This window comes from Microcoleus sp. B3-A4 (genome assembly GCF_036705385.1).
GTDB lineage: Bacteria > Cyanobacteriota > Cyanobacteriia > Cyanobacteriales > Microcoleaceae > Microcoleus.
In genome coordinates, this window is sequence record NZ_JAUBUI010000190.1 from 1 (window position 1) to 2,330 (window position 2,330).

The 2,330-nt window shown below is 41.8% G+C and carries 1 protein-coding gene; it reads left to right on the plus strand.

Annotated elements, in window-relative coordinates:
* The first annotated feature begins 298 nt into the window (after positions 1-298).
* Positions 299-1,858: a cytochrome P450 gene (locus QUB33_RS29195; RefSeq protein WP_333358083.1), complete on the plus strand. Its 1,560-nt coding sequence runs from the start codon at positions 299-301 to the stop codon at positions 1,856-1,858.
* Positions 1,859-2,330: the final 472 nt, after the last annotated feature.

Below are 2,330 nucleotides of genomic sequence, written 5' to 3' on the forward strand. Positions count from 1 at the left end.
ATAGCTCAGTGCCAGGTTAATAATAAATTAAAGCTCTTTTCCCGCAACAACGGAAAAGGGCTTTAGTTTTTTGGGGATTTACAGGTGTTTATAATATGACAAGTGCGTAAGTCCAGAGCTTGTTGCGTATTTGAAGACGAGTATGAATTATCCCAGGTCATCATTAAACGAGTGAATGCTAGAGCCACATCAGGCAATTACCAAGTCGAACGTTTTATATTTAATTAGGTTGACTTACTTAATCTCCATTTCCAAGGTAGTATATGGGTAATAAAAAACTATGGACTTGGGCAGATTTATGTTTCAAAGCATTAATTCTCAAATAAATGGTTCTTATTCCTTTTTGTCATATTTAGTAATAGTATTAGGCGTTACTAGCATAGCGTCCATACTGAGTTGGCGATGGTGGAAAGGAAAGGAAACGTATAAATCGCTACAATCACTCCCTTCGCCTCCCCAATATTGGGTGTTAGGAAATCTGCCACAAATATTAGTAGCAGTAAAACAGAAGAAATTATTTCAGCTATTTTTTGATTGGAGCCAGCAGTTAGGCCCGATGTACGTCATCTGGAATGGCAGGACTCCATCTGTGATTTTAAGTAAACCAAAAGTAATCGAAGATACCATTATCAATGGGATGAGAGATGGTAGCTTAATTAGAGCCAAGCGATTACGCGAAGCATGGAACGATATGAGTGGCCCGATTATGATCGGAGAAACTGCAACGGAGTGGCAGTGGCGACGCAAGGCTTGGAATCCAGAATTTAGTTCGAGCAATCTCTCCAAATATCTGGAAATAATTAGCCAAGCTTGCGAACAAGTCATTGACACGCTCAAACAAGTGGCGCCCCCAAAAGAAGTGGAGGCAGATCCTCTGTTTGTGGAACTAACAATGAGGGTGATTTCCTCTCTGGTACTAGGTATTCCTGTAGATAGAAACAGTACCAGTCAGGAAGGCCCCCCCCTGGAAGTTAGCAAGGTGTACGAAGCGATATCTGTTATAGGTTATCGATTCCTGCGACAAGCTACAGGGGAGAAAATATGGATGAAATATTTGCCAACTCAGAATTCACGGGATTATTGGGCAGCAAGGCGATATTTAACGGAATTTCTTACTCCCCGCGTAGACTTAGCATTACAGATGAGAGAACAAAATCCAACGGATTTCCCACAAGTCAGTAGTTTGTTTAGGGAATCAATGTTAGTCAAAATTGCGGCTAAAGAGCCAAAATACGATCGCGAAACCTTAATATCAGAATCCATTGAACTATTAATAGCTGGTACTGACACTACAGCCCATACTTTATCCTTTGCACTTGGAGAGTTGAGCTTAAATCAAAGAGTGTTTCAACAAGCACGGGACATCGTTGACCAAGCTTGTCAAAAACCAGGTGGGATTAACCTAGAAAACTTCAAAGAATTGGCTTATATTCGCGCCATTATCAAAGAAACACTGCGCCTTTATTCAGTTGCCTCCGGCTCAACTACATTAGAGGCTCAACGGGATACTCTAATTGACGGTACAGTGATTCCGCGTGGGACGAGAGTATCCTGGTCAATGCTTGCAGCCGGAAGAGATCCAGAAGTTTATGCTCATCCAGAGGAATTTCTGCCGGAACGTTGGTTAGACAAGAATAAGGAAACAAGTTCATTGCCAATGATAGACTTTGGCTCAGGGTCGCATCGTTGCTTAGGAGAGCATCTATCAATGCTGGAAGGAACGATGATGTTAGCATTATTGGTGCGCCACTTCGATTGGGAGTTAGTCAACGGTCGTTCTTCTCTGGAACAATTACAGCAAAACCTGTTAATTTATCCGTCAGATCGAATGCCAATACGCTTTCGAGGGAGAAACTGAGCCTAAACCTTTCACACACCGCAATTTTTAGGAATATACAAGATAGCCCGATTAGCGCTCTTATGTCACTCTAAACAGAGGAAAATAGGTAATCAGGGGTAAAATTCGTTTGAGCAATAGGAATGGGAAAGAAATTCATCAAAGAAATCAGCCTAGGAAATCCCAAAGATAATTGCGGGATCGGAAACATCTTCAACCAGCTTTGCATGAGATTGAAGTAGATACAGCATATTCCATTTATATGCGGTACACACAATTTTGTTGTAAGTAAGGTGCGTGGCCATCAACAATCGGCAAGTTCCATTGAACTATAAAACAGCGACGCACCCTACATAACTGGCAAATAATACGTCAAACTCGGCTATTGGGGGCGGTTTCGGGCGATCGAAAAAAAGTTTTGACGAAGGGGTTGACAGCCTGGGGAAAAATTGATACAGTAATTAAGTCGAGCGAAAGAGATGCAGCGCATCAA

Coding starts and splice junctions, on each gene's coding strand:
- QUB33_RS29195 (WP_333358083.1), top strand. CDS start 299: ATGTTTCAAAGCATTAATTCTCAAATAAATGGTTCTTATTCCTTTTTG.